The sequence below is a fragment of the Kocuria sp. CNJ-770 genome (assembly GCF_001942375.1).
Classification (GTDB): domain Bacteria; phylum Actinomycetota; class Actinomycetes; order Actinomycetales; family Micrococcaceae; genus Kocuria; species Kocuria oceani.
This window is the reverse complement of record NZ_MKJW01000085.1, coordinates 19,898-46,001: the sequence shown is the minus strand read 5'-3', so window position 1 is coordinate 46,001 and position 26,104 is coordinate 19,898. Positions and strand designations below refer to the sequence as shown.

18 protein-coding genes and 3 pseudogenes are annotated in these 26,104 nt (G+C 73.7%); 4 read left to right on the top strand and 17 right to left on the bottom strand.

Annotated features, from left to right (window positions below):
* Positions 1-316 precede the first annotated feature (316 nt).
* Positions 317-2,709: pseudogene (locus BJF77_RS07300) on the bottom strand (ATP-binding cassette domain-containing protein).
* Positions 2,710-3,106: 397 nt separating this feature from the next.
* Here BJF77_RS07300 and BJF77_RS07295 point away from each other — a divergent pair.
* Positions 3,107-4,537 (top strand): alanine racemase, encoded by a 1,431-nt coding sequence (locus tag BJF77_RS07295; RefSeq protein WP_075871730.1) that lies wholly within the window; start codon positions 3,107-3,109, stop codon positions 4,535-4,537.
* Between the two features lie 9 nt (positions 4,538-4,546).
* Here the strand turns inward: BJF77_RS07295 and BJF77_RS07290 are convergent, their stop codons facing one another.
* Positions 4,547-4,981 (bottom strand): hypothetical protein, encoded by a 435-nt coding sequence (locus tag BJF77_RS07290; protein WP_075871729.1) that lies wholly within the window; start codon positions 4,979-4,981, stop codon positions 4,547-4,549.
* A gap of 309 nt (positions 4,982-5,290) precedes the next feature.
* On the opposite strand from BJF77_RS07290, the gene BJF77_RS07285 reads away from it, so the two are divergent.
* The 3 genes from BJF77_RS07285 (at position 5,291) to BJF77_RS07275 (ending at position 7,530) form a co-directional block, all read left to right on the top strand.
* On the top strand, positions 5,291-5,782 hold the full coding sequence (locus tag BJF77_RS07285; RefSeq protein WP_047802669.1) for an NfeD family protein: 492 nt from the start codon (positions 5,291-5,293) through the stop codon (positions 5,780-5,782).
* Between the two features lie 76 nt (positions 5,783-5,858).
* A complete protein-coding gene (locus BJF77_RS07280; protein ID WP_075871728.1) occupies positions 5,859-6,995 on the top strand; it encodes an SPFH domain-containing protein in 1,137 nt (378 codons plus the stop codon).
* A 199-nt stretch (positions 6,996-7,194) separates the two neighbouring features.
* A complete protein-coding gene (locus BJF77_RS07275; protein ID WP_047801781.1) occupies positions 7,195-7,530 on the top strand; it encodes an RNA polymerase-binding protein RbpA in 336 nt (111 codons plus the stop codon).
* Between the two features lie 83 nt (positions 7,531-7,613).
* Here BJF77_RS07275 and BJF77_RS07270 read toward each other — a convergent pair whose 3' ends face one another.
* The 15 genes and pseudogenes from BJF77_RS07270 to BJF77_RS07200 form a co-directional block, all read right to left on the bottom strand.
* The gene (locus tag BJF77_RS07270) at positions 7,614-8,357 is read right to left on the bottom strand and encodes a polyprenol monophosphomannose synthase (protein WP_075871727.1); all 744 of its coding nucleotides are present in this window, start codon (positions 8,355-8,357) and stop codon (positions 7,614-7,616) included.
* Positions 8,358-8,564: 207 nt separating this feature from the next.
* The gene (locus BJF77_RS07265) at positions 8,565-10,256 is read right to left on the bottom strand and encodes an amidohydrolase (RefSeq protein WP_075871726.1); all 1,692 of its coding nucleotides are present in this window, start codon (positions 10,254-10,256) and stop codon (positions 8,565-8,567) included.
* A 54-nt stretch (positions 10,257-10,310) separates the two neighbouring features.
* Positions 10,311-13,148 (bottom strand): RNA helicase, encoded by a 2,838-nt coding sequence (locus BJF77_RS07260; RefSeq protein WP_075871725.1) that lies wholly within the window; start codon positions 13,146-13,148, stop codon positions 10,311-10,313.
* A 71-nt stretch (positions 13,149-13,219) separates the two neighbouring features.
* A complete protein-coding gene (tatC, locus tag BJF77_RS07255; RefSeq protein WP_075871724.1) occupies positions 13,220-14,113 on the bottom strand; it encodes a twin-arginine translocase subunit TatC in 894 nt (297 codons plus the stop codon).
* A gap of 119 nt (positions 14,114-14,232) precedes the next feature.
* Positions 14,233-14,538 (bottom strand): Sec-independent protein translocase subunit TatA, encoded by a 306-nt coding sequence (gene tatA, locus BJF77_RS07250; protein WP_047801777.1) that lies wholly within the window; start codon positions 14,536-14,538, stop codon positions 14,233-14,235.
* Positions 14,531-14,899 carry a hypothetical protein gene (locus tag BJF77_RS07245; RefSeq protein WP_047801776.1) on the bottom strand — a complete coding sequence of 123 codons (369 nt, stop codon included), beginning with the start codon at positions 14,897-14,899 and terminating at the stop codon, positions 14,531-14,533. The genes tatA and BJF77_RS07245 overlap by 8 nt, the downstream gene beginning before the upstream one ends.
* Before the next feature lie 23 nt (positions 14,900-14,922).
* Positions 14,923-16,986, bottom strand: a complete 2,064-nt coding sequence (locus tag BJF77_RS07240) for a WYL domain-containing protein (RefSeq protein ID WP_075871723.1) — start codon at positions 16,984-16,986, stop codon at positions 14,923-14,925.
* A gap of 11 nt (positions 16,987-16,997) precedes the next feature.
* Positions 16,998-17,393, bottom strand: a complete 396-nt coding sequence (locus BJF77_RS07235; RefSeq protein WP_075871722.1) for an FKBP-type peptidyl-prolyl cis-trans isomerase — start codon at positions 17,391-17,393, stop codon at positions 16,998-17,000.
* A 109-nt stretch (positions 17,394-17,502) separates the two neighbouring features.
* Positions 17,503-18,474 (bottom strand): FKBP-type peptidyl-prolyl cis-trans isomerase, encoded by a 972-nt coding sequence (locus tag BJF77_RS07230; RefSeq protein WP_047801773.1) that lies wholly within the window; start codon positions 18,472-18,474, stop codon positions 17,503-17,505.
* Positions 18,475-18,676: 202 nt separating this feature from the next.
* A pseudogene (pafA, locus tag BJF77_RS07225) lies at positions 18,677-20,050 on the bottom strand (Pup--protein ligase); the annotation flags it as partial.
* Positions 20,051-20,055: 5 nt separating this feature from the next.
* The gene (locus tag BJF77_RS07220) at positions 20,056-20,265 is read right to left on the bottom strand and encodes a ubiquitin-like protein Pup (RefSeq protein ID WP_047801771.1); all 210 of its coding nucleotides are present in this window, start codon (positions 20,263-20,265) and stop codon (positions 20,056-20,058) included.
* A gap of 33 nt (positions 20,266-20,298) precedes the next feature.
* Positions 20,299-21,935 (bottom strand): annotated as a pseudogene (gene dop / locus BJF77_RS07215) (depupylase/deamidase Dop).
* A complete protein-coding gene (gene arc / locus BJF77_RS07210) occupies positions 21,932-23,707 on the bottom strand; it encodes a proteasome ATPase (RefSeq protein WP_075871721.1) in 1,776 nt (591 codons plus the stop codon). Before arc ends, dop begins: the two are co-directional and overlap by 4 nt.
* On the bottom strand, positions 23,704-24,831 hold the full coding sequence (locus tag BJF77_RS07205; RefSeq protein ID WP_075871720.1) for a tRNA (adenine-N1)-methyltransferase: 1,128 nt from the start codon (positions 24,829-24,831) through the stop codon (positions 23,704-23,706). The genes arc and BJF77_RS07205 overlap by 4 nt, the downstream gene beginning before the upstream one ends.
* 80 nt (positions 24,832-24,911) lie before the next feature.
* Positions 24,912-26,099, bottom strand: coding sequence for a site-2 protease family protein (locus BJF77_RS07200; RefSeq protein WP_075871719.1), 1,188 nt, complete (start codon positions 26,097-26,099; stop codon positions 24,912-24,914).
* Between the last annotated feature and the right edge of the window lie 5 nt (positions 26,100-26,104).

Genomic DNA, 26,104 nt, shown 5'->3' with positions numbered 1-26,104 from the left:
CGTGGCCGGCGACCCTGTGGCCCCCGGTGCCCACGAGCCGCCCGGCTCCGGCATCTCCTGTGACATGGGTCACTGCCGCGCCCACGATCCGCACAGGTCCCGGTCGTCGGTCGGAGATCTGTTCCAGCGGCCGGGCCGTGCGGATCGGCCGTGCGGATCGGCCGTGCGGCGCCGTTGCTCCTGGCCACGGCGGCACCCCGGCGGGCGCGGGCGCACCCGCAGAGGCCGCGGTACTCCCCCGGCCCGTGCGGTCGTTGCCCGCCGACCATGGTTCGCAGGAAACCACGCGCGGGCCGGACGGCACCGGGCCCGGTGGTCACGTCCCGACGTAGGCCGCGAGGTGGCGGCCGGTGAGGGTCGAGCGGGAGGACACGAGGTCCGCGGGCGTGCCCTCGAAGACCACACGGCCTCCCTCGTGGCCGGCCCGGGGCCGAGGTCGACGATCCAGTCGGCGTGGGCCATGACCGCCTGGTGGTGCTCGATCACGACGACCGACTTCCCGGCGTCGACGAGCCGGTCGAGCAGTCCCAGCAGCTGCTCCACGTCGGCAAGGTGCAGGCCGGTGGTCGGCTCGTCCAGGACGTAGACCTCCCCCTGCCCGGCGAGCTGGGCGGCCAGCTTCAGCCGTTGCCGCTCACCGCCGGAGAGTGTGGTGAGCGGCTGGCCGAGCACCAGGTAGCCGAGCCCCACGTCGGCGAGCCTGCCGAGGATCCGGTGGGCGGCCGGCGTGCGCGCCTCTCCGGCGCCGAAGAAGTCGAGGGCCTCGGCCACCGGCATCGCCAGGACCTCGGCGATGTCCCGGCCGCCGAGCGTGTGCTCCAGCACGGCGCTCTGGAAACGCCGTCCGCCGCACTCCTCGCAGGTGGACTCGACGGTCGCCATGACGCCGAGGTCCGTGTACACGACTCCGGCGCCCTTGCATGCGGGACAGGCGCCCTCGGAGTTGGAGCTGAACAGCGCGGGCTTCACGCCGTTGGCCTTCGCGAAGGCCTTGCGGATCGGGTCGAGCAGGCCGGTGTAGGTGGCCGGGTTGCTCCGGCGTGACCCGCGGATCGCGCCCTGGTCGATCAGCACCACGCCCTCGCGGCCGGCGACCGACCCGTGGACCAGCGAGCTCTTGCCCGAGCCGGCGACACCCGTGAGCACGCAGAGCGTTCCGAGGGGGATGTCGACGTCGACGTCCTGCAGGTTGTTGGTATCGGCACCGCGGATCTCGAGGGTGCCGGTGGGCGTGCGCACCGTCTCCTTGAGGGACGCGCGGTCGTCGAGGTGCCTGCCGGTGAGCGTGCCGCTGGCCCGCAGCTCCTCGACCGTGCCCTCGAACACGACCGTCCCGCCGTGGCTGCCGGCTCCGGGACCGAGGTCGACGACGTGGTCCGCGATCGCGATGGTCTCCGGCTTGTGCTCCACGACGAGCACGGTGTTGCCCTTGTCCCGCAGCTGCAGGAGCAGCCCGTTCATCCGTTCGATGTCGTGAGGGTGCAGCCCGATGGTGGGTTCGTCGAAGACGTAGCTGACGTCGGTGAGCGACGATCCCAGGTGGCGGATCATCCGGGTGCGCTGGGCTTCTCCCCCGGACAGCGTGCCGGTCGGGCGGTCGAGCGAGAGATACCCCAGCCCGATCTGCGAGAACGCGTCGAACAGGTGCTGCAGGCCGGTCAGGAGCGGGGCGACCGACGGCTCGTCGAGCCCGCGGACCCAACCGGCGAGGTCGCTGATCTGCATCGCGCAGACGTCGGCGATGTTCTTCCCGCCGATCCTCGACGACCGGGCCTGGGCGCTCAGGCGGGTGCCGCCGCACTCGGGGCAGGTCGTGAACGTCACCGCCCGTTCCACGAAGGCGCGCACGTGCGGCTGCAGGGCGTCGACGTCCTTGGACAGCATCGACTTCTGGATCCTGGGGATCAGCCCCTCGTAGGTCACGTTGATGCCGTCGACCTTGATCTTGGTCGGCTCCTTGTACAGCAGGTCGTGGAGCTCCCGCTCCGAGAAGGCTCGGATCGGCTTGCCGGGGTCGAAGAAGCCGCAGCCGCGGAAGATGCGCCCGTACCAGCCGTCCATGCTGTAGCCGGGGATCGTGAGCGCGCCGTCGTCGAGCGACAGGGCGTCGTCGTAGAGCGCGGACCGGTCGACGTCGTTGACCGAGCCCATGCCCTCGCAGCGGGGGCACATGCCCCCCAGGACGGTGAACGTCGTCTTCTCCGCCCGCGTCCGGCCGGGACCGCGATCCACGGTGATCGCACCGCTGGCCTGCACCGACGGCACGTTGAAGGAATAGGCGTTGGGCGAGCCGATGTGCGGCTCCCCGAGCCTGCTGAAGAGGATGCGCAGCATCGCGTTGGCGTCGGTGGCGGTGCCGACCGTGGAGCGGGGATTGGCGCCCATCCGCTCCTGGTCGACGATGATGGCCGTCGTCAGACCCTCCAGCCGGTCGACCTCGGGCCGGCCCAGCGTGGGCATGAAGCCCTGCACGAAGGCGCTGTAGGTCTCGTTGATCAGCCGCTGCGACTCCGCGGCGATGGTGCCGAACACCAGGGAGCTCTTGCCCGAGCCCGAGACTCCCGTGAACACGGTCAGCCGGCGCTTCGGGATCTCGATGCTGACGTCCCGGAGGTTGTTCTCGCGAGCACCCCGCACGCGGATCAGGTCGTGGTGGTCGGCGACGTGCGGCGCGCCCGTCCGCGGTGCCGTGCTGGGCGGTGTGCTCATGGTGTGGTCCCCTCCTGGGCGGTCCCGCCGGTGTCGTCCTCGGCGACGACGCGCTCCGGTCCGGTTCGCTCCGAGCCTATGCCCGGCGGCCCCGGCCGGACAGGCGCGGGCCGCCGGCCACTCGCCGTGGGCACGCCGGATCCGGTGGCCGGTGGGCGACGACGGAGGTGGCCGGTGGGCGGCCGCGCCGCGGGGCGGGTGCGGTGGTGCGGCTCCCCCGTCGATGACGGACGTGTGACGCGGCATCTGTCCGCACATCTGTGGACCGTTGCCGCGGATGGCGGGATCCCGCGGCCCGGTGCGCTCCCGTCCGGATACGCTCCCTGTGACCGCACGGTGTGTGCACTGGCAAACGCCGGTGCCGAGGGGGAGGAACGATGTGGGACGACGGGGCGACATGAGCACGACGGACATCCGCGGACAGAGGCTGGTGACGTCCCTGCTGGGCCTGTCCGTGCTGGTGCTGGCGGGCTGCGGCCAGGACGAGGGCTCGGCGGAGGCGCTGCCGCCGAGCGCCTCCGGCTCGGTGGCCCTCTCCCCCTCGCACGGCGGGCTCACGGGCGGCAACCTGGTCCTGGCCGACACCGGAGAGGACACCGACGGTCCGATCACCGCCCGTTTCGGTGAGACCGAGGTCGAGTGCCCGTTCGACGAGCGGTCCGCCCGCCACGCCTGCACGGCCCCGGCGGGAGGCACGCCCGGCACGGTGGAGGTCTCCTTCGCCGCCGGCGGGAACGCCGTCGGGGAGAAGACGGCCTACACCTACACGACGCGGGGCACGCAGGACATCCCCGTGCTGACGGTGGACACGGAGACCGTGCGGCGCAACGCCGAGGAGATCCGGGCCGACTTCCCGCAGGACGTCCAGCTGGGGGCCGTGCTCAAGAACGGCGAGCCCGTGGACGTGTTCGGGAAGGTCATCGAGGACGCGGCCGACGTCGACTACCTTTTCGTGCCGAAGCTCGACGACGCCATCGCGCTGCGCGAGGCCGGCGTGGAGGCGAGGATCGCCGTGCTGTACGCCGCCCAGGTCGAGGACATCCCGCTGCTGGTGCACTACGACGTGGAGGTGCCCGCCATCGACCCCGCGTGGGTCGACGCGGCGGAGCAGGTGCTGGCCACCACGGGCGGGACGCTGAAGGTGCACCTGTGGGTGGACACCGGCATGGGGCGGGAGGGCGTGGTGCCCGAGGAGGCACTCCCCCTCGCCCGGGCCGTCGAGGACGCCTCGCACCTGGAGCTCGTGGGGATCGCCACGCACTTCTCCACGATCACCGCCGAGGACGCGGAGGCCATCGAGCGCAACGACACGGCCAACACGACCGTCGCCCAGAAGAACCGCTTCGACGGCGCGGTGGCCGCGATCCGCGACGCCGGGCTCGGCCAGGACGCGCTGATCCACGCCGGGGCGAGCGACGTCCTCGACAACGGCATCGAGGCCCTGTACTACGACCTGCTGCGGGTGGGCGGGATGTTCTTCAGCAGCAGCCCCCCGGAGAACAGCGTCTACTCCTGGACGACGGAGCTGAGCCAGGTCAAGACGCTCCCGGAGGGCTGGTGCATCGACTACGGGTGCACCGACCCGACCACGTCGCCGAAGAAGGTGGGGCTGATCCACCACATCCCGTCCCGGGAGAACGAGCTGGACTACACGGTGGGCGGCAAGCCGGTCCCGGTGCTGCTCGACCACGGCACGGTCGTGACCCTGGACCTCTCGGGCGTCCCGGACGCCGCGGCGGGCGACGAGGTGGTCATCGACTTCAGCGCCGAGGCCTTCCACATGCTCGACGCCACCGCGCCGCTGCCGGTGACCACCACCGGCGGGTGAGCCGGGGCGTCAGCGCTCCGTGGGTCCGCCGGCCGCGCCGAGGCGCAGGTCGTGTCCCGGGCCGGGACCGGGGTCCTCGTCCAGGTCGTGGTCCAGGTCGTGGTCCAGCACGTGGTCGGCGTGGAAGCTGCGGGCCAGCTCGCGGTTGCGGGCGGCCCGCCGCGCGGAGGTGCCCGGCCGCACGGTGACGTCGACGTACACCACGGGCCGGCCGGAGGCGGCCTCGAGCCGGGCGCGCAGCCGCTCGGCCCGGTCGTCCCCGGGCTCGCACTGCCCGGTGCCGAGCAGGACCAGCGCCCGCTCGAAGTCGGGCTCGGCGGCCAGCCAGCGGGTCATCATGGCGGGCAGCCGGGACTGCAGGGCGGAGAGGCCGACGACGGCGGTCGCCGTGCCGGCCAGCCACGCGCCCGCGGCCGAGACCGCAACCGAGGTGACGAGCTTCATGGTTCTCCTCCTTCCTGCTGAGACGGTCCGCCTGACGCGGTTCGTCCGACGGCGCTGCCCGACGGGGTCCGGGCGGACCCGCGGGGGCGCGGGTGCCCCGGCGGAACTCACGGGTGGTGCCACGGATCCTGCTCGGGACCGCGGCACCACCGTTGTCGGGTGAACAGCGGGGAAAGCGCAGGTATTCCGTGCGGCACCGCCCGCGGTCCTCGGGCGGCACGCCGCTCCGGGACGGCGTCGGAGGGCTGGGGCACAATGGAGACCAGGGCGCACGCCCTGGCGAAGGCGCAGGAGAGGTCGGGACCGATCATGTGGGAATGGCTCGTCGAGAACGCGTGGCTGTTCTGGTTGCTGGCGATGATCGTGCTGGCCGCGATCGAGATGCTGACCCTCGACTTCGTGTTCCTCATGATGTCCGCGGCGTCGCTGCTGGCCTTCGGCCTGAGCTGGGTCACGGACAACTTCGTGATCCAGGTGGTGGCCTTCGCCCTCGCCGCGGTGCTGCTCATCTTCCTCGTCCGGCCCGTCGCCCTGCGCCGGATCAACCGGTCCACCCCCGGGACCGTGTCCAACGCGGCCCGGCTCATCGGCCTGCCCTGCCAGGTCCTCGACCCGGTCACCGCCCGCAGCGGGCTGGTGCGGCTGGAGGGCGACACCTGGAGCGCCCGCTCGGTCACCGGTGAGCAGCTGCCGGTGGGCACCGACGTCTACGTCCACGAGATCGAGGGCGCCACCGTCCTGGTGGCGCCCCACCCCGCCCCGACCGCCGACGGCCGGCCCGAGCCCCGCCCGTCCTTCTGAACCCCCGCTCCGGAGGCGCCGCGCCGCCGGATCCGGCGTCACCGACGTCGCGCAGCACCCACCGAGAGAGGCACCCGTGGACCTAGCCGTCATCATCCTGCTCGCTGTCCTGATCATCCTGGTCGTCATCATCCTGTTCCGCTCCGTGCGGATCATCCCGCAGGCGCGGGCCGGCATCGTGGAGCGCCTCGGCAAGTACCGCACGACCCTGACCCCGGGGCTGCACTTCCTCATCCCGTTCATCGACCGGCTGCTCCCGCTGATCGACCTGCGCGAGCAGGTGCAGTCCTTTCCGGCGCAGTCCGTGATCACCGAGGACAACCTGGTCGTCGGCATCGACACCGTCGTCTACTTCCAGGTCACCGACCCGCGTGCGGCGACCTACGAGATCGTCGACTACATCCAGGCCGCGGACCAGCTGACCTCCGCCACGCTGCGCAACGTCGTGGGCGGGCTCAACCTCGAGGAGGCGCTCACCTCCCGGGACAAGATCAACGCTGAGCTGCGTGGCGTCCTGGACTCCACGACCGGTCGCTGGGGCATCCGGGTCTCCCGGGTGGACATCAAGGAGATCACTCCCCCGCCCTCCATCCAGGACTCCATGGAGAAGCAGATGCGCGCCGAGCGGGAGCGCCGGGCCGTGATCCTGACGGCCGAGGGCGACAAGCAGTCCCGGATCCTCATGGCCGAGGGCCAGCGGCAGTCCGCGATCCTCTCCGCCGAGGGCGAGGCGAAGGCCGCGATCCTGCGCGCCGACGGCGAGGCGCAGGCCATCCGCAAGGTCTTCGACTCGATCCACCGTGCCCGGCCCACCCAGAAGCTGCTGGCCTACCAGTACATCCAGACGCTGCCGAAGGTCGCCGAGGGCAGTGCGAACAAGGTCTGGATGATCCCCGCGGAGCTGGGCGACGCGCTGCGGGGCGTCGGGGACTTCCTCTCCCGCCCCGACGAGGACGGCGACGGCCCCGGTCCCGGCCGCGGTGCGGCCGACGAGGAGGGCGTGGTGCCGGAGGAGGCCGCCGGACCGGAGTCGGAGCCGCTCGTCACCCCGGAGGAGGTCCGGGTCACCGACGAGGACCTCTCCCTGAACCTGGAGCGCACCACGGTGGACCCGGACGAGTTCACGATCCCCCGCCCCTCGAGCATCGACCCGGACGCGCCCGTGCGCCTCGAGGACCCGATGCCGCCCCAGGACGGCCCGGCCGGCCGCTGAGGCAGGGTCCGCCGAGGCAGGGTCCGCTGAGGCAGGGTCCGCCGAGGCAGGGGCCGCCCGGGAATCCGGGCCGGCTCCGGGGAACATCCCGGGGGCCGTCGACGTTGCACCCAGAGGATCCCGGGTCCCTGCAGACCCGTCGTCAGCCCGAGTGTGCGCCACGGCCGTGGCCACCGTCAGTTATGGAGGAACCACCACTATGAGCGACCGCAGTCTCAGGGGAATGCGTCTGGGCTCCCAGTCGATGGAGACGGAGGCCGGTGTCGAGCCGGCTCCGCGCCAGCGCGTGGAGTACCGCACCGCGGACGGCGAGTCGGTGACGGTCACCTTCGCCGCGGAGGCCGAGATCCCCCCGGTCTGGGTGTCGAAGACCGGCAAGGAAGCGATCATCGTCAACGGCGAGAAGCCGGAGAACCCCAACGAGAAGCACCAGCGCACGCACTGGGACATGCTCCTGGAGCGGCGCAGCGTGGACGAGCTGGAGGAGATCCTCGCCCAGCGGATCGAGTTCTACCGGGCCAAGCACGCGATCTGAGCCCGCAGCCCCAGAACGCGCGGAGGGCCCCACCCGATCGGGTGGGCCCTCCGCGCGTTCTCGGTGCGGGGTCGCGGTGCCGCTCAGCGGCCGGTGCGCGTGAGCTTGGACGCCAGGGTTCTCGCGCGGGCGGTCAGCCCCCACTGGGCCACCCGGACGACGGCCTCGCGCGTGACGTCCGGGCTCATCTTCGACTCGCCCTCGGCGCGCTCCACGAAGGTGATCGGGACCTCCACGACCTGCAGCCCGGCGCGCTCCGTCCGCCAGCCGAGGTCGATCTGGAAGCAGTAGCCCTTCGAGTCGACCGTCTCCAGGCCGATCCGCTCGAGGGTTCCGCGGCGGAAGGCACGGTAGCCGGCGGTGATGTCGTGGATCCGGGAGCCCAGCAGGGTGCGGGCGTAGAGGTTGCCGCCGCGGGAGAGCAGCTGGCGCTGCACCGGCCAGTTCACGGTGCGCCCGCCGGGGACGTAGCGGGAGCCGATGGCGAGGTCGGCGCCGCGCTCCACGGCGTCCAGCAGCAGCGGGAGCTGCTCGGGCTGGTGGGAGCAGTCCGCGTCCATCTCGACCAGGACGTCGTAGTCCCGGGCCAGGCCCCAGCGGAACCCGGCGATGTAGGCGGCCCCGAGGCCCTCCTTGCTCGTGCGGTGCAGGACGTGGATGCTGCCGTCGGCGGCGGCCATCTCGTCGGCGAGACGGCCGGTGCCGTCCGGGCTGTTGTCGTCCACCACCAGCACGTCCCCGTCCGGGACGGCCTGGCGCAGCCGGTCCATGACGGTGGGCAACGACTCGCGCTCGTTGTAGGTGGGGATGACGGTCAGTACGCGCACCGGGTCGGTCCTTTCGAGGTCTCACCTGTTAAACCACAGGGCAGGCTCCCTCGCCTTCGGACCAGGCCAGCCCTGAGGGGATGCCGGCCTGTTTTCTAAGGACGAGTGAGCCCACCCGGCAGCAGTTGCCCAGCCTATCCTGCGCCGTGCGCTCGGCCAAGATCGACCGACACGGGCCAGGGCCGCGATCCGGCCCCGGCCCGGGGCTCAGAAGTCCTCGGAGCGGAACAGCTCCACGCCGTCGAGCACGGTCTGCCGGCACACGGGCAGGGACGTGCCGTCCAGGGCGGGCAGCAGCGGGGTGCGCGCTCGCGGGTCGGTGCTCCAGGAGGAGCCGGTGCCCTCGGCCTGCTGCACCATCAGCGCCTCCACGTCCCACACCGCGAAGGTCGCCGGGGTGCCGGGAGCGAGCTGGCCCTGCATCGGGTCCGGGTGCCGGGCGGCCCGCCAGGCGCCGCGGGTGGAGGCCAGGAAGGCGGCGCGGGCGGAGATCCGCTGCTCCGGGTCGTGGTGCTCGAGGCAGGCGCGGACGGTGTCCCACGGCGAGAGGGGCACCACGGGCGCGTCGCTGCCCAGGGCCACGGGCACCCCGGCGCGGTAGAAGGAGGCCAGCGGGTTCATCGCCGCGGCCCGCCCGGCGCCGAGGCGCTGCTCGTACAGTCCGCCCGGCCCGCCCCAGGCGGCGTCGAAGCCCGGTTGCACGGAGACGGTCACGGCGTGGCGGGCCAGTCGCTCGACACCCTCCGGGTCGATCATCTCGGCGTGTTCCAAGCGGTGGCCGGCCCCCTGGAGGGCGCGCTCCCCCACGAGCTGCGCGGCGCGGTCGAGCCCCTCCAGGACCGTGTCCATCCCGGCGTCCCCGATGACGTGGAAGCCGCCCTGCAGACCGGCCTCCGTGGTCGCGGCCAGGTGCGCCGCGACGGCGTCCGGGTCGAGGTAGAGGTCCCCGGTGCTGGACGGCTCGTCGGCGTAGGGCGCGCGCAGGGCGGCCGTGCGGGAGCCCAGGGCGCCGTCGACGCAGAGGTCCCCGGCCAGGCCGACCAGCGACTCGCCCCGCCGCGGCGGACGCCCGAGCAGCTCCGCCAGGGCGGCGTCGAAGCGCTCGACGACCGCGCGCGCCTGCGCGGCGGTGCGCACGAGCTCCCCCCGGTAGGGCAGCACGCGCGGGGTCGGCCCCTCGGCGCGGACCCCGTGGTTGGCGAGGGCGACCAGGTGCACGAGGTCCTCGAACGGGGCCACCTGCTCGGCGTTGGCCTCGGCGAGGGCCACGTAGCCCTGGGCCGCGGCGTGGTGCAGGCCCAGCCGGTGCAGTTCGGCCCGGCGCCCGGCGTCGAAGTCGAGGGCGGCGGCGCGCACCCGGTCGTGCGCGAGGTGCTCGACGCGGCCGTCGCCCAGCCAGCCCTCCACGGTGGCGAGGCCGAGCCGCCGGGCGAGGGACGCGGAGACGACCCCCGAGTGGACGTCGATCCGGGTGAGGTAGACCTCTCGCCCGCCCGCAGCCCGGTCCAGCTCCTGGGCCGTGGGCGCGCGCCGCTCGGGCCACACGGACTCGTCCCAGCCGGAGCCCAGCACCACGCCGTGGCCGGTGCGCGCGGCCCCGGCCACGGCGTCGAGCACCTCCTGCAGGGACCCGGCCGCGGTGAGGTCGAGGGTGGACAGGGCCAGCGCCGTCTCGGTCAGGTGCACGTGCGAGTCCACGAAGCCGGGCGCCAGCAGCCTCCCGTCGAGGTCCACCACGTCCATGGAGGAGTCCGGCAGGGACCGGGCGGCCTCCTCCGAGCCCACCCAGGCCACCCGCGGTCCGTCCACCAGGACGGCGGTGGCGAAGGGATCGGCGGGGCTGTAGACGGAGCCGTTGCGGTAGAGGACCGGACGGCGTGCGGGGGCGGTGGAACTCACGGGTCTCCTGTTCGGGACGGGCGCGGACGGGGGTCCGGGGCGGACGGGGCGGGCTCAGTCCTCGAAGGCCGAGTGGGCGACGACGCCGCGGCGCACCAGCGCGATCGCGCGCTGGCACTGGCTGCGCAGCTCGGGGCTCAGCAGGTCGATGGAGGCCAGCTGGTCGAGCATGTCGATCACCTGCTTGGCCCAGCGGACGAAGTCCCCGGCGGCGAGCTCGGTGCCGGTCAGCGCGGTGCTCAGCGTGGCCCCCCGCGCCCACAGGTGCATGGGCTCCACCAGGCCGAACTCCGGCTCGGCCGTGGGCGGGAGGTGGTGCTCCTGCTCCCGGTCCGTGAGCACCGACCAGTTGCGCACCACCGTCTGCGCCGCCCGGTCCATGGCCGCGGAGGGCAGCACGGGCTGGACGCGCTGGTCCTCGCGCTTGGCCTGGTACACCAGCAGGGTCACCAGGCCGGCCGTGGCGGCGGGGTCGAGGCCGTCGAGGAACCCGTCCCGCAGGCTCAGCGCCAGGAGCAGGTCCCGGTCCCCGTAGATCCGGCGCAGCTGCTCCCCGGCGTGCGTGGGCCGCACCTCGCCGTCGGGCAGGGTCTCCAGGTAGCCGAAGGAGTCCAGCACCTGGGAGACCCGGTCGAAGGTCCTGGCGATCGTGTTGGTGCGGCCCTCGATCTGGCGCAGCAGCCCGTCCGTGTCCCGGCGCAGCGTCCACCACCGCTCGGCCCAGCGGGCGTGGTTCTCGCGGTCGGAGCACCCGTGGCAGGGGTGGGCGCGCAGGGCCTTGCGCACGTCGACGATGCGCTGCTCGGCGGCGCTGGTGCCCCGGTCGAAGCGGACGGTGTGCCCCCGGCCGCCGCCGCGCGGGGGCCGGTGCTCGTGCAGGGCGTTGCGCACGGAGGAGGCGAGATCCCGGCGCTCCTTGGGGGTCTTGCCGGTGAAGTGCTTGGGGATCCGGATCCGGGAGACCGGCTCCAGCGGCCCGTCCAGGTCCTGCGCCCCGACCCGGCGCAGCTGGTGGTCCAGGGTCAGGATGGAGGGACGCGGGTCGTCCCGGTTCGGGTCGGTGCTCAGCACCACGGCGTAGCCGGCGTTGCGCCCGCGGGGGATCTCCACCACGTCGCCGGGCAGCAGGTCGTGCAGCGAGGCCACCGCGTCCGAGCGGCGCCGGCGGGAGTCGGAGCGCTCCGCGGCCCGCTCGAGGTCCTTGAGCTCCCGGCGCAGGGCCGCGTACTCGGTGAAGTCCCCCAGGTGGCAGGTCATCGCCTCCTCGTAGCCCCGCAGCGACTCCTCCTGGGAGCGGACCCGGCGGGCCAGGCCCACCACGGAGCGGTCGGCCTGGAACTGCGCGAAGGAGGACTCGAGGATCTTCCGGGACCGGTGGGCGCCGAACTGCGCCACGAGGTTCACGGACATGTTGTAGGTGGGCCGGAAGCTGGAGTTCAGCGGATAGGTGCGCTTCGAGGCGAGCCCCGCGACGGTGCGCGGGTCCATGCCGGGCTGCCACAGCACCACGGCGTGGCCCTCGACGTCGATCCCCCGCCGCCCCGCGCGGCCGGTCAGCTGGGTGTACTCCCCCGGGGTGATGTCCACCCTCGACTCGCCGTTGAACTTGTCGAGCTTCTCCAGCACCACGGAGCGGGCCGGCATGTTGATGCCCAGGGCCAGGGTCTCGGTGGCGAAGACCGCCTTGACGAGGCCGTCGGCGAAGAGCTGCTCCACGAGCTCCTTGAACGCCGGAAGCATCCCGGCGTGGTGGGCGGCCACGCCGCGCAGCAGGCCGTCGCGCCACTCGTAGAAGCCCAGCACGTTGAGGTCGGCGGCCTCGAGGGAGGCGGCCGTCTCGGCCACGCGCGCCCGGATGGTCTGCTGCTCCTTGTCGGTGGTCAGCCGGATGTCCGCGGCCACGCACTGCTGGACGGCGCCGTCGCAGCCGGCCCGGGAGAAGATGAAGGTGATCACCGGCAGCAGGCCCTCGGCGTCGAGCCGGCGGATCAGCTGCGGGCGGGAGACCCGCCGGGTCTCGGGTCCGGGGCGGAAGCCCTCGCCGCCGTTGCGCCGGGAGAACCGGTCGCGGGAGCGCCCACCGGGGCCCCGCCCGCCGCGGCGCCCGCCCCGGGGGTGCTCGGCGCGGGCGAGCTGGAGCAGCTCGGGGTTGACCTCGGGCTCGTCGCGGCCGGGTCCGCCGATCCGCTCGGCCGCCTCCTCCACGGTGGTGTCGTCCACGAACAGGTCCAGCAGGCGCCCGCCCACCTGCACGTGCTGCCACAGGGGCACGGGCCGGTGCTCGGAGACGACGACGTCGGTGTCCCCGCGCACCGTGTCCAGCCACGCGCCGAACTCCTCCGCGTTGGAGACGGTCGCGGACAGGGAGACGAGCTGCACGCTCTCCGGCAGGTGGATGATGACCTCCTCCCAGACGGCGCCGCGGAAGCGGTCGGCGAGGTAGTGCACCTCGTCCATGATCACGAAGCCGAGGTTGAGCAGCGTCGGGGAGTCGGCGTAGAGCATGTTCCGCAGGACCTCGGTGGTCATCACGACCACGTCGGCCTCGGAGTTCACGGACGTGTCGCCCGTGAGCAGGCCCACCCGCTCCGCGCCGAAGGCGCGGGAGAACTCGTGGAACTTCTGGTTGCTCAGGGCCTTGATCGGGGTCGTGTAGAACGCCTTCTGGCCGCGGGAGAGGGCGAGGTGGACGGCGAACTCCCCCACCACGGTCTTGCCGGCGCCGGTGGGCGCGGCCACGAGCGCCCCGCGGCCCTCCTCGAGGGACCGGCACGCGGTCACCTGGAACTCGTCCATCGCGAACTCCAGCCGCTGCTGGAACACCGACAGCTCGGTCCTCGCGTGGGCGGCCCGCTGCTTGGCGGCCAGGTATCGGTCGGCGTAGGAGGACATGTGCCCACCCTACTGCGCATCGCCGACGCGGACGGGTCCGCGCAGGCCCGTTCGCGACGGGCCGATCCCGGTCAGGCGCCGGTGCCCTCCTCGGGGTCCCGGCCGAGCCGTTCCAGCGCGTCGGCCGAGGTGGCGGCGTCGGCCGACGCACCCGTGGCGGCGGCCCGCCGCTCCTCCCGGCGGGCGCGCCGCCGGTCCAGGAGCAGGCACAGCCCGACCGCCACGAAGAACAGGGTCAGCAGCGGCACCGCGAGGTAGAACATGGTCATCGGGTCCGGGCCGGGGGCCGCCATCGCCGAGACGACCATCACGAGCACCACCACGATCCGCCAGCTCTTGAGCACCGTCCGGCCCGAGAGCACCCCCAGCATGTTCAGCCCCACCAGGAACACCGGCAGCACGAACGCGATCCCGAAGGTGAGGATGAGCTGGAGGAAGAACCGCAGGTACACGTCGGCGGAGATGAAGTTCGTGCCGCCGGCCGGCGTGAACGCGGTCAGCGCGTAGACGGCCGTGGGCAGGGTCAGCACGGCCACCGCGATGCCGCCGAGGAACAGCGGGACCGCCGCGGCCAGGAAGCCGACCGCGTAGCGCCGCTCCGTGCGGTGCAGGGCGGGGGTCACGAAGGCCCAGAGCTGGTACAGCCACACGGGGCTGGCCAGCACCAGGCCCAGGACCAGGGAGACCTCCACCATGATGTTGAAGGAGGAGCCCACCGCGGAGTAGTTGATGGACGCCTGGTTGCCCTCGGCCTCGGCCAGCCGCGCCAGGGGCTCGGTGATGTAGCCCATGAAAAGCTGGTAGAGGAAGAAGCCGCCCACCATGCCGAGGACCGTGGCCACGGCCGCCTTGATCAGCCGGTTGCGCAGCTCCCGCAGGTGCTCGGCCAGGGCCATCTGCGCCTGCGGGTTGGCCTTGCGCGAGGACCGGCGCTGCTTGGGGCCGCGGGATGACTGCGCGGACATGGGGACCTCCGGACGTGGGGGGTCGGACGGGGGGGAACGGGACGGTGAACCGGGCGAGCGGCCCTCCGCTCCCGCGCGGGGGCGGGGCGGCGGACCGCTCGGGTGCGGGGCGCGGGCCGTCAGGCCGTGGGGCTGCCGGGACGCTGGTCCGGGCGCGGCGGGGTCTCCGTGCCGGAGGCGCCGGTCGTGCCGGGGCGCGCCTCCGGGGCGGCGTCCCGGCCGTCCTGCACGGGGCGGCCGTCGATCACGACGTCCGAGCCGTCCGGCTGGTCGTCCTTCTTCATCTCCTTGACCTCGGACTTGAAGATGCGCAGCGACTGGCCGAGGCTGCGGGCCATGCCCGGGAGCTTGGGCGCGCCGAAGAGCAGCAGGATCACCAGCAGGATGATCAGGATCATGAAGGGGCTGTCGAAGAGCCTACCCATTGAACATTCCTTTCCGTTCAGCCCGGCGGATGTCGCTGATCCGCTGCGGCTGGCCCATGCGGTCCTTGCGCTCCATGCGGCGTCTCAGACGGGCGGTTTCTCGTTGGTCACGGCCGACCCGGTAGTCGGCCACGGCTTGCCCCACCGGGGTGAACAGGGCGGGGTCCGGGGCGGCCCGGACGGGACGCTGCACCCCGGCGGCGGCGTCGTCCCAGTGCTGGGCGAACTCCCCGGCCACCGTCTCGGTGTCCCGGAGCAGGGCGAGGAACGTCCTCACCAGCCGCCACAGCATCAGCCCGAGGAACGCGGCGCCGAGCAGGACGAGGACCGTCCACAGCAGGACCCAGGACCACCAGAGCATGTCCTCCAGTATAGGCGCGCCGGTCAGCGCTGTTCCGACGTCTCGTACGCGCCCAGCGCCGAGTTCACCCAGAGTTCCACCTGAGCCACCACGTCGTCGGGGCCGGCCACGGCCAGCTGCCCGCCGTAGCGGGTGACGAGCGCGCACACCGCCTCGACGGTCTGGAAGCCGATCAGCGCGGCCTCGTGGTCGGCGGCGGGACCGGTGCGGGGCCCGCCGGGCAGCCGTACCACCGCGGTACGGGTCGCGTGGTACTGGTCCGCGATCCACCGGCTGCGGCGGTCGGTGACGAGCACGACCTCCACGGTGTCCGGGGTGCCGGGGGCCGGCCGGGACGCCGCGGCGGCCTCCTGGGCGGCCGGGCGCTCCCCGGCGGGTCCGGCGTCCTCGACGGAGGAGATCCGGTCGAGCCGGAAGTTGCGCATCCCCTCGGAGGTCAGGCACCACGCGCGCACGTACCAGTGCGTGTTGGAGGAGAAGACCTGCACGGGGTCGACCACGCGCTCGGTGAGCTCGTCCCGGGAGGGGACCACGTAGCGGATCCGGATCCGGCGCCGCTCCTCCACGGCCCGGCGCACGGTGGCCATGACGTCCGCCAGCGCCGGTGCGGGGGTGTCCGTGATGGGGCGGGCGCCCACCGCGTTGGCCAGGACCCCGGCGTCCCCGGCCGCGCCGGCGACCTTGGCGATCGCCGAGGCCACGGCCTCGGAGTCCCCGCCGGGCACGGTGCGCAGGGTCTGCAGGCCCACGAGCAGCGCGGAGGCCTCCGGCTGGGTGAGCCGCACGGGGTCGGAGAGCTCGTCCGCGTTGGAGAGGTAGACGTGGCCGTCGTCCCAGGACGCGTCGATCAGCTGGTCGGGCATGTGCCCGGGCTTGCCGCACACGAACAGCGTGTTGAGGTCGGCGATCAGCTCCTGGTCGGTGATCCCGAAGCGGCGGGCGGTCTCCTCCAGCTCGGCGCCCTGGTGGGCGTAGACCCACCGGACGATCTCGAGCAGCCGGGAGAGGTGGTCGGCCGTGGAGAGCTTGTTGCGGGTGCCCTTGCGGGACTTCACGGTCCAGTCGACGGGCACGCCGCGGAACGCGGCCACGGCCGCGGCGGCGCTGCCGAGCCGGCGCACCACGGCGGCCCGGACCTCGGCCTGCATGGTGGGCGCCGTCCCGTCCCCGCCCTCGGGCACGACGACGCCGGGGCCGGCCGCGGCGATCTCCTCGGCGAGGATCTCGGTCTCCGCGAATGGGATGTGCAGCCGGTCCCAGGCCCCGGCGACCGCGGCGGGCTGCTGCCGGGAGGCCATCCGGCGCAGCATCAGGGCGTGGCCGGGGCGGGCGAGGACCTCCACGGTGCGCGCCGGGGCGTGGGAGACCATGTGGGACAGCGCCTCGTTCATGGAGAAGCCCTCGGGCGGGTCGAACTCCTTGCGGGTCACCGTGACGTCGGACATGATTCGGGAGAGCCGGAACGTGCGGGAGTCCTTGCGGTCCAGGTCCCAGCCGACCACGTACCAGTTGCCGTAGCGGGAGCCGATCCCCCACGGGCGCAGCCGGCGGGTGGTGAGCTGGTCGGTGCTGCGGGCCAGGTAGTCGAAGCGCACCTCACGGTGGCGCACGACCGCCGAGAGCAGCGGCTCGAAGGACGGCTCGTGGGCGGTGAGGGTGGGCTGGAGCAGCGGCGGGGCGTCCTCGTCGGGCAGTCCCCCGATGGCCGGCTCCAGCTTGCGCAGGGCGCGGCGGGCCAGCTCGCCCAGTGAGGCGTCCGTCCACGCGTTGGCGGCCAGGGCGAGCACCGCCGACTCCTCCGCGGTGAACTGCAGCGGCGGCAGGGTGAAGGACCCGCGCGGGATCCGGTACCGGTGCCCGTGCGTGTCGTCCGGGAAGAGGGGGTCCTCGGAGACCTCCTCGATGGGGTAGCCGAGATCGCGCAGCTCCGCCTTGTCGCGCTCGAACATCCGCTCGAAGGCCTCGTCCGAGGCGGACTCCGCGTACGACGGAACGGCCTCCCGCAGCTCGGCGCGGGTGTAGCCGCGCTCGCGGGAGACCAGGGCGATGAGCAGGTTGAGAAGCCGCTCCGTCGATCGGGCTGCCATCCGCTGGGTCCTCAGCGCACGTCCAGGAGGTCCACCACGAAGATGAGGGCCTCGTCGGGGCCGATCACTCCACCCGCGCCCCGGGAGCCGTAGGCCATGGCGGAGGGGATCTCCAGGCGGCGGCGGCCGCCGACCTTCATGCCCAGCAGGCCCTGGTCCCAGCCCTCGATGACCTGGCCGATGCCCACGGTGAAGTCCAGCGGCTGGCCGCGGTTCCAGGAGGCGTCGAACTCCTCGCCGGCGGAGAAGGTCACGCCGACGTAGTGGCAGGAGATCTGCTTGCCGGCGGTGGCCTCGGCGCCGGTGCCCTCGACGAGGTCGGTGACGACGAGCTCGGTCGGGGCCTCCCCCTCGGGGAAGTCGATCTCGGGCTTGGTGCGGTCGAGCTTGCGCTCTCCGAAGGACATGGGTGCTCCTGGTTCGTCGGGTCGTCGGCGGACGTGGCCGCCGGGGACGGTGGGGCCGCGGGCCCCGGTGGGGGCCGCGCCCCCACCGGGCCACCATAGCCGACCGGGACTACTCCTCGGTCGCCGAGGGCGACGCGCTGGGGGATGCGCTGGGCGACGCGGAGGGCTGGGCCGGGGCCTCGGGAGTCTCGACGGCGGCCAGGATGTCGACCACGAACAGCAGGTCGCCCGCGGGGTACTGGGAGTCCTCGCCGAGGTCCTTCTCCGTGCCGTAGGCCTGGTCGACCGGCACGGACAGGATCACGCGGGAGCCGGCCTTCTTGCCCGCCAGGCCCTCCTGCCAGCCCTCGATGACGTTGTCGAGGGGGAAGGAGGCGGGGGCGCCCTTCTCGTAGGAGGAGTCGAAGGTCTCGCCGTCGGACCACTTCACGCCCACGTAGTTCGCGATGACGGTGTCGCCCTCGGCGACCTCCTCGCCGTCGCCCTCGATGAGGTACTCGGAGACGAGCTTCCCGGGGGCCTTCCCCTCGGGCTCGGCCACGGTGGGCACGCCCTCGTCGTTCTCGGTGACCTCGGGCAGCCCCTTCGGGCTGTCCTGCGGCTCGCCCTCGATCTCGGTGGGGATCTTGCGCACGACCTCGTAGACCTCCACGGAGGTCGACTCGTCGCCGGCGGCGCCGGAGGTCTCCGGGGAGGAGTAGGCGATGATCGCGCCCTCCTTGGCACCCACGAGGGCGTCGTACATCTCCGGGATGGACTCCTGCAGCCCCTGCTCCAGGGTGAGGACCTGGCCGGCGCCCTGGGAGTAGGTCTCGCCGATCGAGGTGCCGTCCGAGCCCTTGAACAGCGCCGCCTGCAGCAGGATGGTGTCGCCCTCGGCGATCTCCGCGCCCTCGCCCTCGCGCAGCTCCTTGGCCCCGGCCTCCTCGGCGTTGAGCGGTGTCTCGAACGTCACCGAGGGGGCGGTGCCCGAGGCCGGGTCGTTGCTGAGCTCGACGGAGTCGACGCCGGCCCCCGAGCAGCCCGCGAGGGCGAGCATCAGGGACAGGGCGGCAACGGAGGTGGTCAGGGTCTTTCGCACAGGTGTCTTCCTCGGGGGTCGGGCCGGGTGGGGTCGGCGGAGTCGGGCGGCAGGGCCGGGCCGCGCCCAGCCTAGTGCAGGGCGCTGGATGTTGACTGGACAGCGCGGCCCGGCCGCCGGTCGCGGCCGCGTCAGATGACGGGGGCGTCCCCGTGGGCGGGGCCGTCCCCGGCGGGGGCCGCGGCGCGCAGGCCGGCCACCAGGCGTCGGCCTCGGGGTACTCGGTGGCGAAGGGGTCCTTGCACAGCACGGTGCGCTGGGTGCGGTCGTTGACCTTCAGGTGCACCCAGTCGACCGTGTAGTGGTGCCCGGAGGCGACCACCGCGTCGATGAACCGGCCGCGGACGGCGGCCCGGGTGGCGGGCGGGGTGCGCGCGGCCTCCTCGACCCGCTCGTCGGGGACGAAGGTCGCTGCCTGTCCGCGCCGCTGCAGCAGGTTGAACAGCCCCCGCTCCGGGGCGGTGTCGTGGTAGGCGAGGTCCAGCTGGGCCAGGCGCGGGGCGGAGAGGTCGAGGCCGTCCCGGGCGGCGTAGCCGTCGAGCAGCTTCTTCTTGATGGCCCAGTCGATCTCGGTGTCGATCGCCGAGGCGTCCTGCCGGGCCACGGCGTCCAGGGTGCGCTCCCACAGCTCCAGCACCCACGGCACCCGGTCGTGGTGGGCGCCCTCCCGCTCGACGAAGGCCCGGACGGCCTCCAGGTGCTCCCGCTGCAGGTCCAGGGCGGAGCGCCGGGCGCCGTCGGCGAGCAGGACCGGGTGGGTGCCGGTGAGGTCGTGGGAGACCTCCCGCAGGGACCGCACCGGGTCGGCCATGGTCCGGTCCGGCAGGATCTGCCCCGCCTCGATCATCCGCAGCATCAGGTCGGTGGTCCCCGCCCGCAGGGCCGTGGTGGTCTGGGACATGGTGGAGTCCCCCACGATCACGTGCAGCCGGCGGTAGTGCTCGGCGTCGGCGTGCGGCTCGTCCCGGGTGTTGATCAGCGGCCGGGAGCGGGTCGTGGCCGAGGAGGAGCCCTCCCAGATGTGGTCCGCGCGCTGGGAGAAGGAGTAGCTGGGAGCCCCGGAGCCCACCGGCACGGCCCCGAAGTCCTCCGGGCCGGCGGGGTGGACCTTGCCGGCGCCCACGAGCAGCTGGCGGGTGACCAGGAACGGGATGAGGATCTGCACCAGCCGGGCGAACTCGGTGCGCCGGGCGATGAGGTAGTTCTCGTGGGAGCCGAAGGAGTTGCCGCGGGAGTCGACGTTGTTCTTGAACAGGTAGATCTGCCCGGGCACCCCGTCCGCCGCCAGGGCGTCCTGGGCCTGCCGCCGCAGGTCGTCGACCAGCAGCTCACCGGCCTTGTCCTGGGCCACGAGGTCCTCGAGGCTCGCGCACTCGGCAGTCGCGTACTCGGGGTGGGAGCCGACGTCCAGGTAGAGCCGGCCCCCGTTGGGCAGGAACACGTTCGAGGACCGGCCCCAGGCCACCACGGGGCGGAAAAGCGTGCGGGCGGCCTCCTCGGGGCTGAGCTGCCGCGCCCCGGGGGCGCTGTGGGCGATGCCGAACTCGGTCTCGATGCCGTAGATCCTGCGGTCCATGGGGGCTACTGGCCGCCCTTCTGGACGAAGCCCTTCACGAACTCCTCGGCGTTGGACTCGAGCACGCCGTCGATCTCGGCCAGCAGGTCGTCGGCGCTGCCGGTGCTGGTCCGGGCCTGGGCGGCGGGCTGGGTGGGGGCGGGGGCGCCGGGCTCGGGGAGCTCGGTCTCCTCGCGGCGCTGGGCGCCGGAGCCGAAGATGCGTTCCTGGGCCATGAGGGGTCCTCCTGGAGTGGTGGGTGGGTGTGCTCAGCCGAGGGAGCCGGTGTGCACGAGGGCGGGGCGGGCGCCGGCGAGGGCGCGGACGAGGTGCTCGGCGTCGGGGGCGGACCCCACGAGGGGGCCGACGTCCTCACGGGTGAGGTCCAGCGGCTCGGGCATCGCGATCCGCGCGCCGCGGCGGACTCCCGGCAGCGCGAGGGAGACCGAGTCCCAGTTGGCGGTGAGCACGTCGTCGGGGAACCGGGAGACCAGGTGGCCCCGGAACCAGGCGCGGGTGTCGGCGGGCGGCGCGCCGGCCGCCCGCTCGATCTCCTCGGCGCCGAAGAGCGTGCGCATCCGCCCGCCCGCGACCAGCCGGTGGTAGAGCCCCTTCTCGGGGCGCACGTCGGCGTACTGCAGGTCGACCAGCGTCAGGCGGGGGTCGTCCCAGGCGAGCCCGTCGCGCTCGCGGTAGCCCCGCAGCAGCGCGTACTTGGCGACCCAGTCCAGCCGGTCGGCCAGGGACAGCGGGTCGGTCTCGAGGGCGTCGAGGACCTCCTCCCACAGCTCGAGGACCTCCCGAGTCTGCGGGTCGGGTCCCCCGCCGGCCGCCTCGTGGGCGCGGGCGGCCTCGAGGTAGAGCCGCTGCAGCTGGACCCCGGTGAGCTCCCGGCCGTCCCGGAGCGCAATGGTGGCGCGCAGCGACGGGTCGTGGCTGATCGCCTGCAGGGCGGCCACGGGGTCGGCGAGGCCGATGTCCGGGGCGGCGCCGGCCTCGACCAGGCCCAGGACCAGGGAGGTGGTGCCGAACTTGAGCAGTCCGGCGGTGTGGGACAGGTTGGCGTCGCCGATGATGACGTGCAGGCGGCGGTGCCGGCCGCGCTCGGCGTGGGGCTCGTCCCGGGTGTTGACGATGGGCCGGTGGACGGTGGTCTCCAGCCCGATCTCGCGCTCGAAGAAGTCGGCGCGCTGGCTCAGCTGGAAGCCCGGGCGCCGGCGCGCGGGCCCAGACCGACGCGGCCGGCGCCGCACATCACCTGGCGGGAGGCGAAGAAGGGCAGCAGGGCCGCGGCGAGCCGGTCGAAGGGCACGGTGCGGGGCACCAGGTAGTTCTCGTGGGCGCCGTAGGAGACGGATTTGTTGTCGGTGTTGTTCTTGTAGAGGTTCACGACGTCGAGGCCGGTGCTCGCGGCGCTGGCGGCCACGGCCCGCACGGCGTCGAGGGCCACGCGGTCCCCGGCCGCGTCCCAGAGGACGGCGTCCCGGGGGGTGGTGACCTCCGGGGAGGAGTACTCGGGGTGGGAGTGGTCCACGTAGAGGCGGGCGCCGTTGGGCAGGACGGTGTTCATCACGACCTGGGCCCAGTCCATGGACTCCGCCCAGGGCCCGGACTCGCGCAGCGCCTCGGCGGCGACCTCCTCCGCGGTGAGCACGGGGGCGACGTCGGTGAGCTGGGAGGGGTCGGCCTGCTCGCGCGGGACGGTGAAGCCGCGGGCGTCCTCCAAAGGGGTTTCGCCGTGGTAGTCCCAGTCGGCGGTGGTGCGGGACGCGCCGAGACGGCGGCGCACCAGGGCGGCGTAGGTGGTGACCACCTGGGTGGAGAGCACGGTGGCGTTGGCGTGCGGGTTGCCGGTGGCCAGCACACCGTACTCGGTCTCGGCGCCCATGACACGGCGGACGGTCATGCGCCGGCCTCCCCCGGTGCGTCCCCCGGTGCTTCCCCTGCTGGCGCCGGCGGCGTGGCCGGCCCGGCGGGGTGGGGGTCGCGGTGCAGGACCACGCGCAGGTCCGTGATGGTGTCGCCGCGGCGCCCGGAGATCCGGGCCCAGTCCTCCGGGTTGGAGGTGTTGGGCAGGTCCTGCTGCTCGTGGAACTCCTCGTCCACCGCGCGGACCAGGTGGGCGCGGCCCAGGCCCCGCTCCCCGGTGGTGAGCAGGTCCTTGATGGCCTGCTTCTTGGCCCGGTCCACCACGTTGCGGATCACGGCCCCGGAGGTGAAGTCGCTGAAGTAGAGGGTCTCCTCGGTGCCGTCGCGGTAGCTCAGGTGCAGGAACCGCGTGGCGGGGCTCTTCTCGTACATCCGGGCCACCGCGGCGTCCACGAGGGTCTCGACGGCGCCCGCGCGGGAGCCGGCGGCGTCGACCTCGGCCCGGCGCAGGGGCAGGTCCTCGGTGACGTAGAGGCGCAGGATCTCGGCGGCGCCCTGGGCGTCGGGGCGGTCGATGCGGATCTTGACGTCGAGCCGGCCCGGGCGCAGCACGGCGGGGTCGATCATGTCCTCGCGGTTGGTGGCGCCGATGACGATGACGTTGTCGAGCCGCTCCACGCCGTCGATCTCGGTCAGCAGCTGCGGGACGATGGTGGTCTCCACGTCCGAGGACAGCCCGGAGCCGCGGGTGCGGAACAGGGAGTCCATCTCGTCGAAGAACACGACCACGGGCACGCCCCGGACGGCCTGCTCCCGGGCGCGCAGGAAGATGGAGCGGATCTGGCGCTCGGTCTCCCCCACGTACTTGTCCAGCAGCTCCGGGCCCTTGATGTTCAGGAAGTAGCCCAGGGCCTTCTCGCGGCCGGCGCGGTCGGCGGCGCGCTCGGCGAGGGAGCGGGCGACGGCCTTGGCGATGAGGGTCTTGCCGTTGCCGGGGGGCCCGTAGAGCAGGATGCCCTTGGGCGGGGTGAGGCCGTGCTCGCGGTAGAGCTCGGGGTGGACGAAGGGCAGCTCCACGGCGTCGCGGATCTGCTCGATCTGGGGGCCGAGGCCGCCGATGTCGTCGTAGGAGACGGCGGGGACCTCCTCGAGGACGAGCTGCTCGACGTCGGTCCGCTCGATCGGCTCGAGGGCGAAGCCGGTCCGGTGGTCGATGGACACGGCGTCGCCGATCTCCGGGCGCCGGCGGCGCAGCAGCCCGGAGAGCAGCAGCACCCGCTCCTCGTCGGAGCGGCCCACCGTGAGCACGCGGTCGTGGTCGACGATCTCCTTGACCGTGGCGACCTCCCCGGTCTGCTCGTAGTCCAGGACGGCGCCGACGGTGTAGTTCTGGTCGAGCAGCACCTGGCGCCCGGGCTCGCACGCGGCGAAGCTCACCAGGGGGCTCAGCGCCACCCGCATCCGCCGGCCGGCGACGAGGACGTCCAGGGTGCGCTCGGTCACGGCCGGCCCGCTGCCGGTCTGCTCGCCCACGGGGGCGTGTCCCGGGTTGACCTGCACGACCGTGCCCTGGCTCAGGGGCGGGACGAGGTCGTTCTCCAGGGCGCGCTTGAGCTGGGCGATCTCGGTGCGGGTGGCGTCGAGCAGGCGCACCAGCTTCTGGTTCTGGGTCCCGGCGGCGGCGAGCTGCTTGTCGAGGGCGCGCTTCTGGTCCCGGAGGATGTTGACCTGCCGCTGGGCGGTGGTCAGGGCCCGGCGGGTCTGCTCCGCGTCGGCCGGGACGGCCTGCTGCTGAGGGGGCTCGTTCACGGGCGGTCCTCCTGCTCCTCCCCGGGGACCGGAGCGGCCGGCGCCGCGCTGCCGCCGTCCGGGGTGCCGGGGTCCGGGGTGCCGGCGCTCGCGGGTTCCGTGGCCCGGGCGGCGCGCTCGGCCAGGCCGAGGGCCTCCCGGCCGGCCCGGCGCAGCTTCTTGTCGGTGACGTCGCGCTCGCCCAGGGCCACGGGGGTCCAGGCGTCGAGGTCCTCCTGGCTGTACTCGGACTTCGAGGCCCGGCGCTTGGGCGCCAGCCGCTCCGAGCCGTCCGCGAGGCGGCGGGCGGAGAGCAGGAAGCCGGTGTGGGCGACCATCCGGTGGTCCGGGCGCACGGCCAGGCCCTCGACGTGCCAGCCGCGCACCATGGTCTCAGAGGCGTCCGGCTCGGTGAAGCGCCCGTCCGCGCGCATCGCCTCGGCGGTCCGGGAGAGCTGGGTGACGGTGGCGACGTAGCACATGACCACCCCGCCGGGGGCCAGGGCCGTGGCCACGGCGTCGAGGCACTCCCAGGGGGCGAGCATGTCCAGGACCACGCGGTCCACGGAGCCGGGCTGCTCGTACTGGCCGAGCTCCTGGGCCAGGTCGCCGATGGTGATCCGCCAGGCGGGGTGGGGCCCGCCGAACATGGTCTCGACGTTGCCGCGGGCGATGTCGGCGAACTCCGCCCGGCGCTCGAAGGAGTGCAGGTGCCCCTCGTCGCCGACCGCGCGCAGCAGGGAGATGGACAGCGCGCCGGAGCCGACGCCGGCCTCGACCACCCGGGCCCCGGGGAAGATGTCGGCCATGGTGACGATCTGCCCGGCGTCCTTGGGGTAGACCACCGCCGCGCCGCGCGGCATGGACAGCACGAAGTCCTTCAGCAGCGGGCGCAGGGCCTGGTAGCGGAACCCGGCGGAGTTCTCCACCACGGTGCCCTCCGGCCGGCCGATGAGCTCGCCGTGGCTGAGCACGCCGCGGTGGGAGTGGAACTCGCCGTCGGCCGCGAGGGTGACCGTGTTCATCCGCCCGCGCTCGTCGGTGAGCTGCACGCGCTCCCCGGCCCGGAAGGGACCGCGCCGGTTGAGGGCGCCCCGCGGGGTGGCGGGCGTGGGGGCGGCGGTCTGGTCAGCGGTTCCGGTCATCGGCTCACTTTCACGGGATGGCGTTGCGGTGCGGGGTCCTGCGGCGGACCCGGCAGGACCGTGGGTCCTCCCCCATTGTGTCACCGTGCCGTGCCGCCGCGACGCGCGGCCGCCGCCGCGGGCGCCGGTGGGCTCAGCCGGCCAGCAGCCGCTCGAGGGCCGCGCTGCGCAGCACCCCGGCCGGCGCGCCGCCGGGCCGGTGACCACGTAGCGGGGGTGCTCGGTGCGGGCGACCGCGCGCAGCAGCGACTCCCCCTGCAGCTCCCCCGGCAGCACGGCGCCCTCGGGCAGCCGCTCCAGCACGGCCCCCAGGGGCGTTCCCGCGCGCCGGTCGTCGGGCACGGCGTCGGCGGCGGCCGGCACGAGCAGGCCCACGGGCCGCCCGCCCGCGTCCACGGCCACCACGTGCGGCACGGCCCCGCCCGCGCCGGGGTGCCGGGCGGCGAGGTGGGTGACGACCAGCTGGTCGGTGCGGGCCAGGGACGCGTCGTGGGGCACGCTGAGCGCGGGCTCGGCGAGGGCCGTGGCGCTGACCCCGTGCAGGCGGGAGAGGATCCGGCGGAGCGCAGCGACGCGCCGGCGCCCTGCCACATGAAGGCGGCGATCAGGACCACGAGCACGAGCGCGGGGGCCTGCCGCCACAGGCCCGTGGCGGCCGTGCCGACCAGCAGGAGGACGGCCAGGACGCGCCCGGCCCAGGCGGCCACCACGGTGCCGCGGTGCTCCCGGCCGGTGAGCGCCCAGACCACGGACTCGACCACGCGGCCGCCGTCGAGGGGCAGCCCCGGCAGCACGTTGAACAGGCCCACGATGAGGTTGGCCCAGGTGGTGAGGTCGAGCAGGACCCAGCCGAGGGACGGGGCGGGGTCCGCGGTGCGCAGCAGCGCCCAGCCGGCCAGGCCCAGGACCAGGTTCACGGCGGGCCCGGCCAGGGAGACGGCCGCGGAGGCCAGCGGGGTGGTGCGCACGTCCCCGAAGTGGGTGTGCCCGCCGAGGAGGCTGAGCACGATCCGCCCGGTGGGCCAGCCGAAGGCGCGGCCCGTCCAGGCGTGGGCCAGTTCGTGCAGCAGCACGGACAGGGCGAGGGTGAGGGCGAAGCCGAGGGAGGCGGCGTAGTTGAGCGCGCCCAGCTCGGGGTAGGCGCGCAGCAGCACGGGGGTGTAGAGGAGCACCGTGACGGCGGCGATCACGAACCAGGACCAGGACAGGGTGACGGGCACCCCGCCGATCCGGCCCAGGGGCACCCCGGCGGCGCGTCGGCCGCTCACGCGCG